Origin of the sequence: Streptomyces sp. GS7, assembly GCF_009834125.1 — a bacterium.
Lineage (GTDB): Bacteria > Actinomycetota > Actinomycetes > Streptomycetales > Streptomycetaceae > Streptomyces.
The window spans coordinates 1,575,234-1,589,521 of sequence record NZ_CP047146.1 but is presented as its reverse complement, the minus strand read 5'-3'; the positions used below and the strand labels follow the sequence as shown (position 1 = coordinate 1,589,521).

The 14,288-nt window shown below is 71.8% G+C and carries 12 protein-coding genes; 6 read left to right on the top strand and 6 right to left on the bottom strand.

The window, feature by feature from the left end; genetic code table 11:
• Positions 1-9: 9 nt before the first annotated feature.
• From GR130_RS06655 to GR130_RS06645, 3 genes are read left to right on the top strand one after another with little or no spacing between them, the layout of a single operon-like run.
• Positions 10-588 carry a GTP-binding protein gene (locus GR130_RS06655; RefSeq protein ID WP_159503843.1) on the top strand — a complete coding sequence of 193 codons (579 nt, stop codon included), beginning with the start codon at positions 10-12 and terminating at the stop codon, positions 586-588.
• Positions 585-2,015 carry a cytochrome P450 gene (locus GR130_RS06650; protein WP_159503842.1) on the top strand — a complete coding sequence of 477 codons (1,431 nt, stop codon included), beginning with the start codon at positions 585-587 and terminating at the stop codon, positions 2,013-2,015. Before GR130_RS06655 ends, GR130_RS06650 begins: the two co-directional genes overlap by 4 nt.
• Complete coding sequence (locus GR130_RS06645; RefSeq protein ID WP_159503841.1) at positions 1,931-3,166, top strand: cytochrome P450 family protein; 1,236 nt, start codon at positions 1,931-1,933, stop codon at positions 3,164-3,166. The genes GR130_RS06650 and GR130_RS06645 overlap by 85 nt, the downstream gene beginning before the upstream one ends.
• A gap of 76 nt (positions 3,167-3,242) precedes the next feature.
• On the opposite strand, the gene GR130_RS06640 is transcribed toward GR130_RS06645, so the two are convergent.
• Positions 3,243-3,953: a TerB family tellurite resistance protein gene (locus GR130_RS06640; RefSeq protein ID WP_159509792.1), complete on the bottom strand. Its 711-nt coding sequence runs from the start codon at positions 3,951-3,953 to the stop codon at positions 3,243-3,245.
• 208 nt (positions 3,954-4,161) lie between these two features.
• On the bottom strand, positions 4,162-5,919 hold the full coding sequence (leuA, locus tag GR130_RS06635; RefSeq protein ID WP_159503840.1) for a 2-isopropylmalate synthase: 1,758 nt from the start codon (positions 5,917-5,919) through the stop codon (positions 4,162-4,164).
• Between the two features lie 292 nt (positions 5,920-6,211).
• On the opposite strand from leuA, the gene GR130_RS06630 reads away from it, so the two are divergent.
• The 3 genes from GR130_RS06630 to GR130_RS06620 all read left to right on the top strand — a co-directional run bounded on the left by GR130_RS06630 (position 6,212) and on the right by GR130_RS06620 (position 9,089).
• Positions 6,212-7,297, top strand: a complete 1,086-nt coding sequence (locus GR130_RS06630) for a M4 family metallopeptidase (protein ID WP_159503839.1) — start codon at positions 6,212-6,214, stop codon at positions 7,295-7,297.
• A gap of 84 nt (positions 7,298-7,381) precedes the next feature.
• Entirely contained in the window at positions 7,382-7,648 is a 267-nt protein-coding gene (locus GR130_RS06625) for a protealysin inhibitor emfourin (RefSeq protein ID WP_159503838.1), read from the top strand.
• A 76-nt stretch (positions 7,649-7,724) separates the two neighbouring features.
• Positions 7,725-9,089, top strand: a complete 1,365-nt coding sequence (locus GR130_RS06620) for a GH1 family beta-glucosidase (RefSeq protein WP_159503837.1) — start codon at positions 7,725-7,727, stop codon at positions 9,087-9,089.
• A 534-nt stretch (positions 9,090-9,623) separates the two neighbouring features.
• Here the strand turns inward: GR130_RS06620 and era are convergent.
• The 4 genes from era to GR130_RS06600 all read right to left on the bottom strand — a co-directional run bounded on the left by era (position 9,624) and on the right by GR130_RS06600 (position 14,282).
• Positions 9,624-10,562, bottom strand: coding sequence for a GTPase Era (gene era, locus GR130_RS06615; protein WP_159503836.1), 939 nt, complete (start codon positions 10,560-10,562; stop codon positions 9,624-9,626).
• Between the two features lie 64 nt (positions 10,563-10,626).
• The gene (locus GR130_RS06610) at positions 10,627-11,622 is read right to left on the bottom strand and encodes an aldo/keto reductase (RefSeq protein ID WP_236572859.1); all 996 of its coding nucleotides are present in this window, start codon (positions 11,620-11,622) and stop codon (positions 10,627-10,629) included.
• Between the two features lie 162 nt (positions 11,623-11,784).
• Positions 11,785-12,150: a hypothetical protein gene (locus GR130_RS06605; protein WP_043269681.1), complete on the bottom strand. Its 366-nt coding sequence runs from the start codon at positions 12,148-12,150 to the stop codon at positions 11,785-11,787.
• Positions 12,151-12,965: 815 nt separating this feature from the next.
• Positions 12,966-14,282 (bottom strand): hemolysin family protein, encoded by a 1,317-nt coding sequence (locus tag GR130_RS06600; RefSeq protein WP_159503835.1) that lies wholly within the window; start codon positions 14,280-14,282, stop codon positions 12,966-12,968.
• Positions 14,283-14,288 lie beyond the last annotated feature (6 nt).

Below are 14,288 nucleotides of genomic sequence, written 5' to 3'. Positions count from 1 at the left end.
ACCGGCGGCATGTACCTCGACGGCGACCGCCAGACGCTGGTGAAGCTGCTGGTCGCGGGCCCGTTCGGGGTCGGCAAGACCACGCTGATCCGTGCGCTCTCGGAAATCCAACCGCTGCACACCGAAGAGGTCATGACGCAGTCCGGCGCGATGGTCGACGACCTCGCCGGTGTCCGGGACAAGACCACCACCACCGTCGCCATCGACTTCGGGCGGCTGACGCTGCCCGGGGACCTGGTGCTGTACCTGTTCGGCACACCCGGGCAGAAACGCTTCCGCCCGCTGTGGCAGGACATCGCACGCGGCGCGCTGGGCGCCCTGGTCCTCGCGGACACCCGCCGGCTGGCGGACTCGTTCGAGGTGATGGACATCGTCGAGGAGGCCGGGCTGCGGTACGCGGTCGCGGTCAACACCTTCCCGGACGCCCCGCAGTACGACGTGGAAAAGCTCCGCGACGCACTCGATCTGCACCCGGACACACCGCTGGTGCTGTGCGACGCCCGCGACAAGGAGCAGTCCGTCGACGCGCTGATCGCACTCGTCCGCCATGTCCTGGACAACCTCCCCGAGGAGAACCCGAACCCGTGACTTCCCCGTACCAGCCGGGCGCCGCACCATCGCCGTCCTGCCCCGCGCAGGCCGTCCCCCCGCCGCAGGAGCAGGCGCCGCCGCCGGGCTGCCCGGCGCACGGGGCGCCGCAGCACCAGGCGCCGGCCCAGCCGGACGCGCACGCACCGGTGAAGCTGTACGGACCGGACTTCGCCGCCGACCCGCACCGCTTCTACCGGCATCTGCGCCAGTACGGGGCGCTGGCGCCGGTGGAGATCGCGCCCGACGTGACCGCGATGCTGGTGACCGACTACCGGGCCGCGCTCGACCTGCTGAACGACGACGCCACCTGGTCCAAGGACTCCCGGGAGTGGATGACCACCGTCCCGCAGGACACCCCGGTCATGCCGATGCTGATGTGGCGCCCCAACGTCTTCTACAGCGACGGGCCGGCGCACGTCCGCTACCGGGACGTCATCGTCGACAGCTTCAAGCTCGTCGAGCCGCACGAACTGCGCGCCCGCGTGCAGCATGCCGCGGACACCCTGATCCAGCGCTTCGGCGCCCGGGGCGAGGCCGACCTGATCGCCGACTACGCGCGGCTGATCCCGCTCCTGATGTTCAACAGCCTCTTCGGGCTGCCGGACTCCTACAGCGAACGGCTCATCGCGGCCATCGGGGGAATGCTGGAGGGCAATTCCCCCGAGGAGGCCGCCGCCGCCAACGAGGCGTTCACCACGTACATCATGGAGCTGGTCGGCGCGAAGAAGGGGGCGCGCGGGCCGGACCTCACGTCGTGGTTCATGGACCACCCCAACGCGCTCAACGACGAGGAACTGATCCACCAGATCATCCTCGTGATGGGCGCCGGCAACGAGCCGCTCGCCAACCTCATCGGCAACGCCCTGTCGCGGATGCTGTCCGACGACCGCTACTACAACACCCTGTCCGGCGGCGCGCTGACCGTGCACGACGCGATCAACGAGGTGCTGTGGAACGACCCGCCGCTGACCAACTACTCCGCCCACTTCCCGGTCCGCGACGTCTTCTTCCACGGCACCTGGGTGCGCGCCGGGCAGCTGGTGATGGTCTCGTACGCGGCGGCCAACAGCCAGTTCGACACCACGGAGGTGCTGGCGCCCGGCTCGGGCAGCGGCTCGCACCTGTCGTGGGCGGCGGGCCCGCACGCCTGCCCCGTGAAGCGGCACGCGCTGCTGATCGCCACCACCGCGATCGAGCGGCTGACCGCCTGGCTCTCGGACATCGAACTCGCCGTCGACCACAGTGAGCTGGAGTGGCGCAACGGGGCCTTCCACCGGGCGCTGGCCGCCCTCCCGGCCCGCTTCACCCCCATCACCCCGGACCAGGCAGGAGCCACGCCATGGCACAACAGCGAGCAGAGCGCTATGTCATCGACCCGGCCGGCACCGACATCCACGGCGAGGCAGCCCGCCTCCGCGAACTAGGCCCGGCGGCCCGGATCGAGCTGCCCGGCTCCATCCCGGCCTGGGCGATCACCGGCCACGGCCTGCTGAAGGAGCTGCTGACCGACGACCGGGTGTCCAAGGACCCCCGGGCCCACTGGCCGGAGTGGCAGCGCGAGGAGATCCGCGGCAGCTGGCTGCAGTCGTGGATCGGCGTGACGAACATGTTCACCGCGTACGGCGCCGACCACCGGCGGCTGCGCAAGCTGATCGCCCCGGCGTTCACCGCCCGCCGCACCGACGCCATGGTGCCGCGGGTGGAGCAGGTCACCCGCGCGTTACTGGACGGCCTCGCGGCGCGCCCCGCCGGCGAGGTCGTCGATCTGCGCGAGTCCTTCAACCACCCGCTGCCGATGCAGGTGATCTGCGAGCTGTTCGGCTACCCCGAGGGGCGGCCGCGGGTCGAACTGGCCCGGATCGTCGCGGAGATCATGGACACCACGGCCACGCCCGAGCAGGCGAGCGCGACCTGGGTGTCGGTCGACGCGCTGCTCGGCGACCTGGTCGCCGCCAAGCGCGCACAGCCCGCCGACGACCTGACGAGCCTGCTGGTCGCCGCGCGGGACGACGAGGGCCAGGGGATGACGGAGCGGGAGCTGCTGGACACCCTGATCCTGGTCATCGGCGCCGGCCACGAGACCACCGTCGACCTGCTCGGCAACGCGGTGTACGCGCTGCTGACCCACCCCGAGCAGCTCCGGCTGGTCCTCGACGGCACCGTCTCCTGGAACGACGTCATCGAGGAGACGCTCCGCTGGTCCCCCAGCATCGCCAGTCTCCCGCTGCGCTTCGCCGTCGCGGACATCGAGCTGCCGCACGGCGAGGTGATCCGCAAGGGCGAGGCGCTGCTCCCGATGTACGCGGCGGCGGGCCGCGACGCGGCGCAGCACGGCCCGGACGCGGCGGCCTTCGACGTCCGGCGGACGAGCCAGGAGCATCTGGCGTTCGGCCACGGCGTCCACCACTGCATCGGGGCGCCGCTGGCCCGCCTGGAGGCCCGCACCGCGCTCCCGGCCCTCTTCGACCGCTTCCCGGACATGCGACTGGCCGTGGAGCCCGGCGAGTTGGCGCCCGCGGGCGGTTTCATCGCGGGCGGGCTGCGCAGCCTGCCGGTGCGGCTGACGGCCGGCTGAGCCCGCCGCCGTTCCCGTACGCCGCCGACGGCCCCGCCACCTTCCCGGTGGCGGGGCCGTCGGCGTCTTTTCGCGGCTACCTCGGGGTGCGGGCCGCGGCGGCGAGCAGCCGGTGCACGTCGGCCGGGCGGAGCGTCAGGGCGGCGCCGACCGTGCCGAGCACCTCGCGTTCGGCGGGGGTGTAGGAGCCGTCGGCGAGGGCGATGCGGGCACCCTGGAGGAGCAGCGACTCCCGTCCGGCCGGGGCGAGATGGGGCGCCAGCGGCTCCAGCGCCTCGTGGAGCTCTATGGCCAGCGCGGTGCCGCACGGGTCGAGGCCCTGCGCTCCGCAGTGCCCGCCGGTGACCGCGTCGTAGGTGCCGGTGAGCCGGCCGCTGTCGGCGGCGAGCGCGGCGAGGAGGGTGAGCAGCTGGTCCTCGGAACAGTCGTCGAATCCGGCCGCGCGGACCGTGTCGACGGCGGTGTCGCGGACCGTGCGGGAGGACGTGCCGCCGGCCGCCAGGAGTGCCAGGGTCAGGGTGTGCACGGCGTCCCGGAGCATCGCCGAGAAGCGGACGGTGGTGGGGTGGTCGAGGGCGTCCGGCCCGAAGTGGCCCTGGCAGGCGGAGCATTCGAGGACGGGTCCGGCGGTGCCGCGGGACAGGACCGGGACCCCGAGGAGGGTGAGGCGGCGCCGGCCGGTGCGGCGGAGGTAGTTGCGGTCGCCGCCGCAGTCGGGACAGAAGAACTCGCCGTCGGCGACGGTACGCCAGGACGTGCGCACTCCCGTCACACCCAAGTTGCGCATCACGTCTGCCTCCGTAACTCCCCCGAAGCCCTGACGACATGGGGAGGTACCCCCACGGCCCCGTCGCCGTTCGGTACGTGATGTTAGCCACATTGGTGATGCGCCGTCAGTACCCCGTATCGGACAACGCCCGGACACATGGCCGGAATACGCGGGGCCCCGCCCCTTCCCGGAGGGAGGGGCGGGGCGTGGCGTGGCGTGGCCGGGGTCAGCGGCCCGCGCGGTTGACGGCGGAGACGACCGCCTTGAGCGAGGCCCGGGTGGTGTTCGCGTCGATGCCGATGCCCCACAGGACCCGGCCGTCGATCGCGCACTCGATGTACGAGGCGGCCTGCGCGGAGGCGCCCTCGCTCATGGTGTGCTCCTGGTAGTCCAGCAGCCGGGCGTCCACGCCGATGCCCTGGAGCGCGTGGAAGAACGCGGAGATCGGGCCGTTGCCGGAGCCGACCAGGACCGTCTCGGCACCGTCCACCTCGGCCTCGACGGTGAGGGTGTCGACGCCGTCCTTGTCGGTGGTGGTCTGCCCGGTCTTGACCTGGATACGGCCCCACGGGTCGTGCGGGTTGGGCAGGTACTCGTCCTGGAAGACGGACCAGATGGCGGCCGGGGTGACCTCGCCGCCCTCGGCGTCGGTCTTCTCCTGGATGATCCGGGAGAACTCGATCTGCATCCGGCGCGGCAGGTCCAGCTTGTGGTCGTTCTTCAGGACGTAGGCGATACCGCCCTTGCCGGACTGCGAGTTGACGCGGATGACCGCCTCGTAGGAGCGGCCGACGTCCTTGGGGTCGATGGGCAGGTACGGCACCGCCCACTCGATGTCGTCGACGGTCCTGCCCTGGGCCGCGGCGTCGGCCTCCATGGCGTCGAAGCCCTTCTTGATGGCGTCCTGGTGGGAGCCGGAGAAGGCGGTGTAGACCAGGTCGCCCGCGTAGGGGTGGCGCGGGTGGACCTCCATCTGGTTGCAGTACTCGCTGGTGCGGCGGATCTCGTCGATCTGCGAGAAGTCGATCTGCGGGTCGACGCCCTGGGAGAAGAGGTTCATGCCCAGGGTGACCAGGTCGACGTTGCCGGTGCGCTCGCCCTGCCCGAACAGGCAGCCCTCGATGCGGTCCGCGCCCGCCATGATGGCCAGCTCGGCGGCGGCGACGGCGGTACCGCGGTCGTTGTGCGGGTGTACCGACAGGCACACGTGCTCGCGGCGGGAGAGGTTGCGGCTCATCCACTCGAAGCGGTCGGCGTGCGTGGACGGCGTCGAACGCTCCACGGTGGCGGGCAGGTTGAGGATGATCTCGCGGCCCTCCTCGGGCTGCCAGACGTCCATCACCCCCTCGCAGACCTCCAGCGCGAAGTCCAGCTCGGTGTCGGTGAAGATCTCCGGGCTGTACTGGTAGCCGAAGGCCGTCTCGTCGCCGAGCAGCTTGTCGGCGTACTCCATCACCAGCCGGGTGCCGTCCACGGCGATCTGCTTGACCTGCTCCTTCGAGCCGCGGAAGACGACCCGGCGGAAGGTGGGCGCGGTGGCGTTGTAGAGGTGGACGGTGGCGCGCCGCGCACCGACCAGCGATTCCACGGTCCGCTCGATCAGCTCCTCGCGGGCCTGGGTCAGGACGGAGATGGTCACGTCCTCGGGGATCGCGCCCTCTTCGATGATGGAGCGGACGAAGGCGAAGTCGGTCTCACCGGACGACGGGAAGCCGACCTCGATCTCCTTGTAGCCCATGCGCACCAGCAGGTCGAACATCTCGCGCTTGCGGGCCGGCGACATCGGGTCGATCAGCGCCTGGTTGCCGTCGCGCAGGTCGGTGGAGAGCCAGCGGGGGGCCTGGGTGATGCGCCCGTCCGGCCAGGTGCGGTCGGGGATGTCCACGGCCTCGTAGGGGCGGTACTTGTGGATCGGCATCCCGGACGGCTGCTGCGTGCGGGTGGCGTTGGTGATCGGGGTGGGGCGGCCGACAGGCTGCGACATTGCGTAGGGCTCCTCGGGAGATCCGTAAGGACGGCCGACGGTCGAACGCAGCACCAGATCCCGCGGGGAGGGGGTCGGCCTACGACTACAGGCCCTCGCCGCGGCAGCTAAGGAGAAGCAGCCCGAAACGCATGATGTGCAGCACCTTAGCCGAGGTCGGTGGGATCCGGCGGACGCGTATCAGTATGCGGGACCGGATGGACGGAGCAGAGAAAATGCGACCAACCACACGTTTTCGGGAATCTCGCCCAACGGCAGTGACAGGCGGATTACACAGTGCCACCGTTTGTCCATGGACCACAACGTGACCCGGAAGCGCACCGCCCCCACCACGCCCGTCTTCTGCACGATCGTGCCGCCGCACATCCTCGGCAACCTCGCCGACTCCGACGACCCGGAGCTGCACGGACCCGCCCGCAGCACCCTGGAGCACGACGCCCGGCACCGCACCCGGCGCACCGACCTCGCCGGCCGCGCGGCCGCCCCCAAGGAGGCCCGCGCCGCCGCCGACCAGCCCCACCGCACGATCTACGACGCCGGCCACGAGCAGAACCTCCCCGGCACCGAAGTCCACGCCGAGTCCGACGGCCCCTCCAAGGACGCCTCCGTCAACCGCGCCCAGTCGGGCCTCGGCGCCACCTTCGCGTTCTACCTGAAGGCGTACGGCCGCAAGTCCATCGACGGCAAGGGCCTGCCGCTGGACGCCACCGTCCACTACGGCGTCAAGTACGACAACGCCTTCTGGGACGGCGAGCGGATGGTCTTCGGCGACGGCGACGGCCGGCTCTTCCGGGACTTCACCATCCCCGTCGACGTCATCGGCCACGAGCTGACCCACGGCGTCACCCAGTACACCGCCGCCCTCGACTACCAGGGCCAGTCCGGCGCTCTCAACGAGTCGATCTCCGATGTCTTCGGCTCGCTGATCAAGCAGTACGCGCTCGGCCAGACCGCCGACCAGGCCGACTGGCTCATCGGCGCCGACCTGCTCGCCCCGGGCGTCCACGGCAAGGCCCTGCGCTCCATGAAGGCGCCCGGGACCGCGTACGACGACCCCCAGCTGGGCAAGGACCCGCAGCCCGCGACGATGGCCGGGTACGTCACGACCACCGACGACAACGGCGGGGTGCACCTCAATTCGGGGATCCCCAACCACGCCTTCTACATCGCCGCCAGCACCCTCGGCGGCAAGGCGTGGGAGCGGGCCGGCCAGGTCTGGTACGACGTGCTCACCGGCGGCCACCTGGCCAAGAACGCCCAGTTCGCGGACTTCGCCGCGCTCACCGTCCAGGCCGCCCAGGCGCGCTACGGCGCGGGCGCGGAGCACGACGCGATGGTCAAGGCGTGGTCGGAGGTCGGGGTGACCGGGAAGAAGTAGCCCGGCGCCCGCGGGGCGGGGCGGCCGGGTGCCGTTCCCGCCCCTCGGCACGACTACCGCCGCCCCGCGGGGTAGGAGCCCGGTATGCGTATCCACATCCGGCGCACCGGCGGCTTCGCCGGCATCGAGCGCCGCGCCGAGGTCGACACCGACGGCCGCCCCGACGCCGCCGACTGGCAGGCCCTCGCCCACCGGGCCGTCGCCGACGCCCACCCCGTTCCCCCGCCCGGGGTGCCGGACGGCTTCCGCTACGAGATCACCGTCGACGGGAAGACGGTCCACTGCGCCGACCCCCACCTCACCGAGGACCAGCGGGAGCTGATCACGCGGCTACTGAACGAAGGCGCATAACGCGCACCGGCCGACCAACTCCCCTGCCCCGCCCACACCTTGACAGGCATTACCGGCGGTTACGAGGATCCCGCCCATGACCACCGTGCCGGCGTCGTCGCCCCTCCCCCGCTTCCCCGACGGCTTCCTCTGGGGAGTCGCCACCTCCGCCCCGCAGATCGAGGGCGCGGTGGACGAGGACGGGCGGGGGCGGTCCACCTGGGACGTGTTCGCGGCGCAGGCCGGGCACATCAAGGACGGGTCCGACGCCCGGGTGGCCACCGACCACTACCACCGCTACCGCGAGGACGTGGCGCTGATCGAGGAGCTGGGCGTCGGCGCGTACCGCTTCTCGGTGGCCTGGCCGCGCGTGGTGCCGGACGGCGCCGGTGCGGTCAACGGAGCCGGGCTGGACTTCTACGACCGGCTGGTGGACACCCTGCTGGCGGCCGGGATCGCGCCGGTGCCGACGCTGTTCCACTGGGACACCCCGCAGGCCCTGGAAGAAGGCGGCGGCTGGCTCGCCCGGGACACCGCCGAGCACTTCGCGGCGTACGCGGACGCGGTGGCGGCCCGGCTCGGGGACCGGGTGGAGCGCTGGATCACCCTCAACGAACCGGCCGAGCTGACCCTGCTCGGCTACGGCCTGGGCCAGCACGCACCCGGCCGCACCCTGCTCTTCGACGCACTGCCCGCCGCCCATCACCTGCTGCTCGGCCACGGCCTGGCCGTCCAGGCGCTGCGCGCCCGCGGCGCCACCGGCATCGGCATCGCCAACTCGCACGGCCCGACCTGGCCGGCGTCCGACTCCGCGGCCGACACGGCCGCCGCCGACCTCTACGACCTGCTCCTCAACCGGCTCTTCGCGGACCCGCTGCTGCTCGGCCGCTACCCGGACGACGGACTCGCGGCCCTGCTGCCGGGCCCGGTCGCCGACGACCTGACGGTGATCTCCGCACCGCTGGACTGGTACGGCATCAACTACTACCAGCCGACCCGGGTCGGCGCCCCGCACCCGGACACGGCCGGCCCCGCCGACTTCGCCGGGATCGCGCTGCCGCCCGAACTCCCCTTCTCCCCGCGGAAGATCGAAGGCTACCCGCGGACCGCCTTCGACTGGCCGGTGGTCCCCGAGGCACTCACCGAGCTGCTGCTGTCCTTCCGCGACCGGTACGGGGCGAGCCTGCCGCCGATCCTGATCACCGAGAACGGCTGCTCCTACGACGGCATCGACGACACCGAGCGGATCGCCTTCCTGGACGGGCACCTGCGGGCACTGCACCGGGCGATCGAAGCCGGCGCCGACGTCCGCGGCTACTTCGTCTGGACCCTGCTCGACAACTTCGAATGGGCCGAGGGATACGCGCAGCGGTTCGGCCTCGTCCATGTCGACGCGAGGACGCTGGCGCGGACGCGGAAGGCGTCTTTCCACTGGTTCCGCGGGGCGCTGCGCTTGGCCTGATTCCCACGTATTTGGCTTTCCCGCCGTGCGCCTGACGCGAGGCGGCTTCCCACGTCGCCTGCTGACCCACCGCGGGAGTTGTTCGCCGTTGCGCCTGCGGCGGGCGGGTCCGCTGCGCGGGGCTGTCGGGTGCGGTGGCGGTCCTGCGGGGTGGGGTGTCCGGACTGCTTCGCTTTACGTCCGGACACCCCACCCCTCCGGCCCGCCCCCTCCCGTGAGTGGGTGGATAAACCAGGACGGGGTGATCGTGAGTGGGACCGTGCCGGTTCACAGGTGGAGGGAAACCGTCAGCGGACCACTCGCCCAAGCCCCCACCCACCGTTTTTCCCCTCCCCCAACGGGAGGGGGCGGGCCGGAGGGGGTGGTGTGCAGGACGTAAAGCGAAGCAGTCCTGCACACCACCCCCGCAGGACCGCCACCGCACCCCAACAGCCCCGCGCAGCGGACAACACCCCGCGCCGAAGGCGCAAACACGCGAACCCCCACGGCGGGAAAGCCAAAAACGTGGGAAGCCAGCCAAGCGCAGCGAACCGGCTAAAAGCCCAACTTCCGCAGTTGCTTCGGGTCCCTCTGCCAGTCCTTGGCGACCTTGACGTGCAGGTCCAGGAAGACCGGCGTGCCCAGCAGCGCTTCGATGTGCTTGCGGGACTTCGTGCCGACCTCCTTCAGGCGCCGGCCCTTCGGGCCGATGATGATGCCCTTCTGGCTGGGGCGCTCGATGTAGATGTTGGCGTGGACGTCGAGCAGCGGCTTGTCGGCGGGGCGGTCCTCGCGGGGGATCATCTCCTCGACGACGACGGCGATGGAGTGCGGAAGCTCGTCACGTACGCCTTCCAGCGCGGCCTCGCGGATCAGTTCGGCGACCATGACCTGCTCGGGCTCGTCGGTGAGGTCGCCCTCGGGGTAGAGCGCCGGGCCCTCGGGGAGGAGCGGTACGAGCAGGTCCGCGAGCAGCGAGACCTGGGTGTCGCCGACGGCGGAGACCGGGATGATCTCGGCCCACTCGATGCCCAGTTCCCTGCCGAGCTGGTCGATGGCGATCAGCTGGGCGGCCAGCGCCTTGGAGTCGACGAGGTCGGTCTTGGTGACGATGGCGACCTTGGGGGTCTTCTTGATGTCCGCCAGCTCACCGGCGATATAGCGGTCGCCGGGGCCGATCTTCTGGTCGGCGGGCAGGCAGAAGCCGATGACGTCGACCTCGGACCAGGTGGTGCGGACGACGTCGTTCAGGCGCTCGCCGAGCAGGGTGCGCGGCTTGTGCAGGCCAGGGGTGTCGACGAGGACCAGCTGGGCGTCGGGCCGGTGCACGATGCCGCGGACGGTGTGGCGGGTGGTCTGCGGCCGGTTGGAGGTGATGGCCACCTTCGTACCCACGAGAGCGTTCGTGAGGGTGGACTTGCCCGCGTTGGGGCGGCCGACGAAGCAGGCGAAGCCGGCGCGGTGCGGGCTGGCGGAGTCTGTACGAGCGCTCATGGCGCCTATTCTCCCCGATCCCCGCGCCCGCTCCGACCATCCGCCGCTCCGGGGCCGCCGGGCCTCAGTCGACGACGGCGGCCGTGCCCTCGAAGGCGATGGCCTTCAGTGCGGCGTCGACCCGGGCGAGGGAGTGCGCGGGGAGCGCGATGCGGGCGGCGGCCAGGTTCTCCGTGATGTGGGCGGGGGTGCGGCTGCCGGGGATGGGCACCACATGTGCGTACTGGTGCAGCAGCCAGGAAAGGGCGAGCTGGCCGGGGGTGATCCCGAGGTCGGCGGCGATGGTCCGGAGGGGGGCGAAGCGGTCCCGGTTGGCCTTGAGGTTGGCCGCGCCGAAGCGCGGCAGATGGCGCCGGAGGTCGTCCTCGGCGACCTCTTCGACGGTGCCGGTGAGGAAGCCGGTGCCGAGCGGGCCCCAGGCGACGATGCCGACACCCAGCTCGCGGGCGGCGGTCAGCAGCTCGGCGTCGACGGGCTGCCACATCGACCACTGCACCTGGACGGCGGCGACCGGGTGCACGGCGTGGGCGCGGCGCAGCTGGTCGGCGGTGACGTTGGACAGGCCGAGGTGGCGCACCAGCCCGGCGCGTATCAGGTCGGCGACCGCGCCGACGGTGTCCTCGAAGGGGATCTGCGGGTCGGGGTAGTGGGGGTAGTAGAGGTCGATGCGGTCGGTGCGGAGGTTGCGCAGCGAGGCTTCGGCGTAGCCGCGGACGTGGCGGGGGTCGGCGTTGACGGCGAGTTCGCCGAAGCCGTAGTTGACGGGGAAGGGGTGCGGTTCGACGCCCTCGGGGAGCCGGAAGCCGAACTTGGTGGCGATCAGCACCTCGTCGCGGCGGCCGGTGAGCGCCGCGCCGATCAGCCGCTCGTTGTGGCCGTCGGGGCCGTAGCCGTCGGCGGTGTCGATATGGGTGGCGCCCTCGTCGAGGGCGGCGTGCAGGGCGGTGGTGCCGCGCTGCTCGTCGGTCTCGCCGTAGATGCCGGGCGAGAGGACCATGGCGCCGAAGGCGACGGCGGAGCTGGTCAGCGGTCCCAGGGTGCGGGTGGGCAGGGCGGTCACGGCGGGCTCCTCGGACGGGTGCGGGCGGGGCCGCGGCGGCGGGCCCCGATTGGCACGATCATGGCCGGAACTGCCGCCGGGTGTCCAAGAGTTGTGGTGATAGCCGTGGGTTATGAGAGTGCACGGGCGGGGCGCCTTCAGGGGGCGCCCCGCCGGGTGTGGTCAGGCCGTCGGGCCGGCGGCCGGGACGGTGGTGCGCAGGGTGCCGTCGGGGGCGGCGACGAGGACGGGGGTGTCGGGGCCGCCCAGGTCGCGGACGGCCGCGCGGTCCGCGTCGGCGGCCTGCTCGGCGTCGGTGACCACGGCCGCGGCCTCCAGGGACGTGGCGCCGCTGGCGACGGCCATCGCGACCGCCGTCTGCAGGGCGCTGAGCTGCAGGGAGTCCAGGGCGACGGTGCCGGCGACATAGGTGCGGCCGGTCTCGTCGCGGACGGCGGCGCCCTCGGGCACGCCGTTACGGGCCCGCGCCGAGCGCGCGAGGGTGATGATCTTGCGGTCTTCGGGGTCCAGCGGTGCGGCTTCGGTCATACGGGCGAGCATATGCGGGACCGGTCCGGCGCGGTCGGCCGCTCCGGCTCCACGGCGGGCCAGGGCCTGTCCGGTGGGTCAGGGTCGGAAAGGCCGCGGCGTCTGGTGCGGTGCGGCTCGGCTTCCGGCGACCGTCCAAAGAGCCGAGGCGGAGCGCAAGGCGCCGGAGCGTCCTGATAGCGGAGCTATTGGGACGGTTCGGCAACGCCGCGTGGGGGCGCCCCCAGCGTTAGCTGAGGGAGTGCCGTGCCAGACGCAGCCGTCCAGTCTCGGTCAGGGGTGCATTACGGTGGGGCACGAGGGCCTTTCGGTCGGTGTAGACGTCGCAATCCACACCGAACCCGGAAGGCCCTCACCTGTTCAAGATCCCAGCCGAGACCTGCCTCACCGTCCACAACCTCCCCGGACAGAACACCTAGGCGCACCATGGCTGAAGAGTGCGGTTGCCCCGCTCCCCTGTGCCGGGGCACCCGACTCTTCAGCCAGGACTCTTCGCCGTGCACGCATCGGGCGTCGGTCACGCGGATGCGGATCAGGGCGCGTCAGGCGTGCGTCCGGGGATGCCACCGCGGGAGCGGCACCGCCGGCGGCGCTGCCGCGGCGGCGCACTCCGCCGCGGCTCTCCGTGCACGCATTTCGCTTCGACTTCCCTGTACGGCAAAGGAAACCGGCGCCCTTTCCGGCGCCGGCCCGACGATCTTTCCACGGCGTCGCGGAGGGAATCCAGGTCTGCCGGAAATGGCATTCAGGAAATTTCCGGTGCACTGGAGATCAGTAGCCGGGTGCGCCGGAACACCGGGGAGGGAGGGGTGCGATCAGCTCGCGGCCGGGTCGCCGCGCACTTCGGAGCGGACCGGCTCGCACAGCACCGTGACGATCTTGTTGCGCCGGCCGGCCGGCGACTCGGCGATCAGCCTCAGCGCCTTGAGGTCCGGGTCGGAGGCGTCACCGGAGAGGTCGACCTCGGCGGTCGCCCCGGCGATCGGGACCCGGCCCAGCAACTTGGCGAGCAGCCCGCCGACCGTCTCCACGTCCTCGTCGTCCAGCTCCAGGCCGTACAGCTCGCCCAGCGCGCCGATGTCCAGCCGGGCGGTGACCCGGTAGCGGCCGGCGCCCAGGTCCTGGACGGGCGGCAGCTCGCGGTCGTACTCGTCGGTGATCTCCCCGACGATCTCCTCCAGGATGTCCTCGATGGTGACGATGCCGGCCGTGCCGCCGTACTCGTCGATCACCACCGCGACGTGGTTGCGGTCCTGCTGCATCTCCCGCAGCAGATCGCCGGCGTTCTTGGTGTCCGGTACGAACACCGCGGGACGCATCGCCGACGACACCAGCTCGCTCTCCGCGTCCCGGCTGATGTGCACCTTGCGGGCGAGGTCCTTGAGGTAGACGACGCCGACGATGTCGTCCTCGTTCTCCCCGGTCACCGGGATCCGGGAGAACCCGGAGCGCAGGGCGAGGGTCAGCGCCTGCCGGATGGTCTTGAACCGCTCCACGGAGATCAGGTCCGTGCGCGGCACCATCACCTCCCGCACGAGGGTGTCGCCGAGCTGGAAGACGGAGTGCACCATGCGGCGCTCCTCGTCCTCGATGAGCGACTCCTTCTCCGCGAGGTCCACCAGCGACCGGAGTTCGGCCTCGGAGGCGAACGGTCCCTTGCGGAAGCCCTTGCCGGGCGTCAGCGCGTTGCCGAGCAGGATCAGCAGCTGGGGCACCGGCCCCATCACGCGGGCCAGCGGCAGCAGCACATACGCCGCGGCGGTGGCGGTGTTCAGCGGGTGCTGGCGGCCGATCGTGCGCGGCGACACCCCGACGGCGACGTACGACACCAGCACCATCACGGCGATGGCGACGGTCAGCGCCTGCCAGGTCTCGTCGAACGACCGCAGGCAGGTGTAGGTGACCAGCACCCCGGCCGCCATCTCGCAGCCGACCCGCACCAGCAGGGCGACGTTCAGATAGCGGGTGGGGTCGGCCGCCACCGCGGCGAGCCTGGCGCTGCCGCGGCGCCCGGAGCGGACGGCCTCCTCGGCGCGGAAGCTGGTCGTCCGCGCCAGCCCGGCCTCCGCGCAGGCGGCGAGCCAGGCGATCACGACGAGGAGTACCGCGACGGCGATCAGCTGGGTGGTCATCGGGCG

Coding starts and splice junctions, on each gene's coding strand:
- GR130_RS06655 (WP_159503843.1), top strand. CDS start 10: ATGTACCTCGACGGCGACCGCCAGACGCTGGTGAAGCTGCTGGTCGCG.
- GR130_RS06645 (WP_159503841.1), top strand. CDS start 1,931: ATGGCACAACAGCGAGCAGAGCGCTATGTCATCGACCCGGCCGGCACC.
- GR130_RS06640 (WP_159509792.1), bottom strand. CDS start 3,953: ATGCGCAACTTGGGTGTGACGGGAGTGCGCACGTCCTGGCGTACCGTC.
- leuA (WP_159503840.1), bottom strand. CDS start 5,919: ATGTCGCAGCCTGTCGGCCGCCCCACCCCGATCACCAACGCCACCCGC.
- GR130_RS06630 (WP_159503839.1), top strand. CDS start 6,212: ATGGACCACAACGTGACCCGGAAGCGCACCGCCCCCACCACGCCCGTC.
- GR130_RS06625 (WP_159503838.1), top strand. CDS start 7,382: ATGCGTATCCACATCCGGCGCACCGGCGGCTTCGCCGGCATCGAGCGC.
- GR130_RS06620 (WP_159503837.1), top strand. CDS start 7,725: ATGACCACCGTGCCGGCGTCGTCGCCCCTCCCCCGCTTCCCCGACGGC.
- era (WP_159503836.1), bottom strand. CDS start 10,562: ATGAGCGCTCGTACAGACTCCGCCAGCCCGCACCGCGCCGGCTTCGCC.
- GR130_RS06605 (WP_043269681.1), bottom strand. CDS start 12,150: ATGACCGAAGCCGCACCGCTGGACCCCGAAGACCGCAAGATCATCACC.
- GR130_RS06600 (WP_159503835.1), bottom strand. CDS start 14,282: ATGACCACCCAGCTGATCGCCGTCGCGGTACTCCTCGTCGTGATCGCC.